Annotated in this window: 4 protein-coding genes; all 4 read right to left on the reverse strand. The window is 71.6% G+C overall.

What is annotated here, in order from left to right; translation table 11 throughout:
• Positions 1-428: YkvA family protein (locus ACY5KJ_RS15830; protein ID WP_462203704.1), on the reverse strand; the 428-nt coding region annotated here is incomplete at its 3' end.
• A 104-nt stretch (positions 429-532) separates the two neighbouring features.
• Complete coding sequence (locus tag ACY5KJ_RS15835) at positions 533-2380, reverse strand: 3-hydroxyacyl-CoA dehydrogenase family protein (RefSeq protein WP_462186813.1); 1848 nt, start codon at positions 2378-2380, stop codon at positions 533-535.
• Between the two features lie 226 nt (positions 2381-2606).
• Complete coding sequence (gene nucS / locus ACY5KJ_RS15840) at positions 2607-3269, reverse strand: endonuclease NucS (protein ID WP_462186814.1); 663 nt, start codon at positions 3267-3269, stop codon at positions 2607-2609.
• A gap of 84 nt (positions 3270-3353) precedes the next feature.
• Positions 3354-3989, reverse strand: coding sequence for a hypothetical protein (locus tag ACY5KJ_RS15845; RefSeq protein ID WP_462186815.1), 636 nt, complete (start codon positions 3987-3989; stop codon positions 3354-3356).
• Positions 3990-4117: the final 128 nt, after the last annotated feature.

Raw genomic sequence — 4117 nt, forward strand, 5'->3', positions numbered from 1 at the left:
CCCGTCCACCGCACCCGCCCGCCGACCCGCTCGAAGCCGGCCATCACGAGCGAGCGGGCGAGCTTGGCCTTGCGCACGGCCCCCGCCGGACTCGCCAGGGCGGACGACGCACTGATGAGCAGCTGGAAGCCGCGATCGCTGCCACGCCAGTGCTCACGCAGGATCGGCTCCCCGGCTCCGACAGCCAGCCGCCGGAAGGCGAACGCGATGACCGCGACGTCGTCGAGCTGACCCACCACCGGAATCGCGTTGGTCAGCCGGTTCTTCGGCGACACGAGGTACGCGAGCGCCGCGGCGGCCTCCACCTTCGCGGACTGCGGGACCCGCGGATCGGCGACGACCCGCCGCAGCAGCTGGACCAGATCGGGAAGGAACATCGTGACCTCCCGACCGAACGCTCGCATGGCGTCCCTGTCGAGCACGACCATCGCCGCTCCAGCCTCCTCCCGCGCGAATCGGGATTTCCCGCCGACCGTCGACATCTTAGTCCGCGCGGACAGAAGCGATCTTGTGCTCAGCGCGGCGGGTGAGCTCAGCGCGGCGGATGGTCGAGGAACCCCCGGCCGGTCTTGCGTCCCAGGAACCCGGCCCGAACCAGCTGTTCGAGCAGGGGTGCCGGGGCGTAGCCGGGCTCGCGGAACTGCGCGTACAACGAACGCGTGATCGCGAGCGTGACGTCGAGGCCGACCACGTCGGCGAGCGCGAAGGGGCCCAGCGGATGGCCGCAACCGACCGTCATCGCCGTGTCGACGTCCTCGATCGTCGCGTAGTGCGCCTGGAGCATCTTCACCGCGTCGTTGAGATAGGGGAACAGCAGCGCGTTGACGATGAACCCCGCCCGGTCGGCGCAGAGCACCGGATGCCGCCCGGCCACTCGGGACAGCGCCAGGACCGTGGCTGTCACGTCATCGCCGGTGAGCACCGTGGGCACCACCTCGATCAGCTTCATCGCCGGGGCCGGGTTGAACCAGTGCATACCGATGACGTCCTGCGGCCGGCTGGTGGCCGTGGCGCATTCGATGACCGGCAACGAGGACGTGGTAGTCGCCAGCACGGCGCCGGGCGCCGCGATCTTGTCCAGGTCGGCGAACAGCTCCCGCTTCACCGCCAGGTCCTCCACCACCGCCTCGAGCAGCAGGTCGCAGCGGCCGAGCTCACCCAGATCGGTCGTGCCGCGCACCCGAGCCAGGGCCGCCAGCCGGTCGGCGTCGGACAGCCGCCCCCTGGCCACCGACGCCGACAACGACGACTCGATCTTCACGAGGGTGGCGGCGAGGGTGCGCTCGCTCCGGGCCCGCAGGAGGACGTCGTGCCCGGACCGGGCCAGCACCTCCGCGATGCCACCCGCCATCGTGCCGCTCCCCACGACGCCGACCGAGCGCACCGGGCGGCCCCGCCTCGGGCGGTCGGCGAGCGGATCGACCGCGTCGACCACCTCGGAGGAGTCCGGTGCCGCGTAGGTGTAGAAACCACGACCGCTCTTGCGGCCCAGCAGGCCCGCGCGCACGAGCTGGCTCAGCAGCGGTGCCGGAGCGTGCAGGTGGTCACGGGACTGCCGGTACATCGAGTTGAGGATCTCGTGGGCGGCGTCCAGACCGATCAGATCGAGCAGGGCGAGCGGGCCCATCGGATGCCCGCATCCGAGCCGCATGGCCGCGTCGATGTCCTCCCGGGCCGCGTACCGGGCCTCGAGCATGCGCACGGCGTTGTTGAGATACCCGAACAGCAGCGCATTGACGATGAAGCCCGCCCGGTCCTCCGCGACGACCGCGGTCTTCCCCACGTCGTTGACCAGGCCGATGACCCCGGCCAGCACGGTCGGGTCGGTGACGACCGTGCGCACGACCTCCACCAGGCGCATCACCGGCGCCGGATTGAACCAGTGGGTGCCGAGCACCCGTTCCGGGCGGGCGGTGCCCGCCGCGAGTTCCGTCACCGACAGGGAGCTGGTGTTCGTCAGGAAGACGGTGGTCGGGGGGCAGATCTCGTCGAGTCGGGCGAAAAGCGCCTGTTTGGCGCTCATCCGCTCGTCGATCGCCTCGATCACCAGCTCGCAGTCGGCGACCGCCGCGAGCTCGGTGCCGAGACGCAGGCGGGCCAGTACGGCCTCCCTGGTCGCGTCGTCGATCTTGCCGTGGCGGCCCGCGCGGTCGAGGGAGTGCTCGACCCGGGCCCGGCTGCGGGCGAGCGCGTCGGCGTCACGCGCGATGCCGACGACCTCCAGACCGGCCTTCGCCAGCACCTCGGCGATGCCCGCGCCCATGGTGCCGAGCCCCACCACCCCGACCCGGCGGTGTCTCACAGCGTCGTCCCGGCTGTTCTCCGGCTTTTTCTCCGGGTTCGCGGCCGGCCCGGTTCCCGATGCGGGCCTCTCGATCATGCCCAGGCTCCTCTACTTCGGCACATCTACTTCGGCACACGGGCCCCGGGCGACAGGTAGGCGTCGCGGGCCGGGCGGTGTCAGACGGCGAACGCCGCGATCCTCCCATATTCTCGAGACGCCGGCCCATGATCGCACTGCGGGAACGGACCGGCCGCCGGCCGGGGACGCCGGCCGGGCGGCCGTCGCAGGTTCGGCGGACCGGGCGGGTTCGGCGGAATCGCTTTCAGAAAAGCGTCGGAATGGACGGTTCGAGGCCCCGCAGCTCGTCATAGTCGACGATGGCGCAGCCCAGCCCCCGGTCGGCCGCTAGCAGCCGAGCCTGCGGGGTGATGGACTGCGCCGCGAGAATGCCGCGCACGGGATGCGGCAACGCCGGGTCGGCCTCCAGGCGGACAAGGTACCGGGTCAGCTGCTCCACCCCGTCGATCTCACCCCTGCGTTTGATCTCGACGGCGACCGTTGAGCCGTCCGCGCCGCGGCACAGCAGGTCGACCGGCCCGATGCCGGTCTCGTACTCGCGGCGCACCAGGGTGAGTCCGGGCGCGATCGCGTCGGGCCGGTCGGCGAGCAGCACCTGCAGATGCGCCTCCACCCCGTCCTTGCGCAGACCGGGGTCGACGCCGAGGTCGTGCGTGGAATCGTGCAGCACCTGTTCGAGGGTGATGACGAGCTGCTCGGCCGCGCGGTTGGTGACCCGCCAGACCCCGTCCGCCTCGGCGATGACGCACGGGGGGCTCATCCAGTTGAGCGGCTTGTACGCCCGCCCGTCGGCGTGGATCGAGACGGATCCGTCCGCCTTGACGAGTACCAACCGGACGGCGCTCGGCAGATGTGCGGTGAGCCGACCGACGTAGTCCACGCTGCAGCGAGCGATGACGAGCCGCATGACGTCACGCTATCGCGGCCGTTGTCGAGGGCACAGACCGACCGTACGACGTCGAGGGTGCCCCGGAGACCATGGCGGTGCAGGTCACCCGGTGCAGGGCGGCGGGGAGACCTTCCACAGGGTGATCAGAGCGCGCGGAAGCACGTCACAGGCCCGCGGGCCGTTGCGGACAATCGTCCAGGGCCCAGCGCCGGTCCGCCGCCACACGTGCGGGTCGACCGGCGGCGTGGCCGGCCCCTGGACCTCGATGCGACCGATCGCCCAGTACTCGTCGTGCGCCGCGTCAACGCCCTCGACGGCGCCGAAGTACATCCCGTTCACGATCGTCACCTGCCGGGCGGAGATGGTGGAAGCGCCCCCGGCCGCCTTGATGGAGTCGGCGACCGTCCACGACAGCGCGAGCCGCAGGGCATCCGGATCAGGCTCGTCGAGGACCCGCATCTGATGGGCCGTGCCTGGTCGGCGCGCACCCTCCCACGGGGCGGTCCGCAACGCGGGGGTCAGCTCCGGGGCGGGCGAGGTGGCGGTCTGAGGCGCATGCACGGTGGCGGACTGCCGGTCCGCGGTCACGTAGCCGATGGCCACGCCGAGCAGGACCGCGACCACGAACGCCACCGGGACCAGGACCGACCGGTACTCGCGCACCCCGGCCAGCCCGGCGGATCGCGCACTCCGATCGCCAACGGCATTCACCCGCGCGGGCACCTCCACGTCCTGCACGCCTCCGTCCGGCATCACACCCTGCCAAGAGCCGGGCCCGTCACCCGAAAGCAGTACCCGATCAGCAGGTACCCGGCAAGCATGCCGCATCGCGTGTCCGCCCGGCGCACGGGCGCGCCTGAGATGAC

It is taken from the genome of Frankia sp. CcWB3 (genome assembly GCF_977927595.1).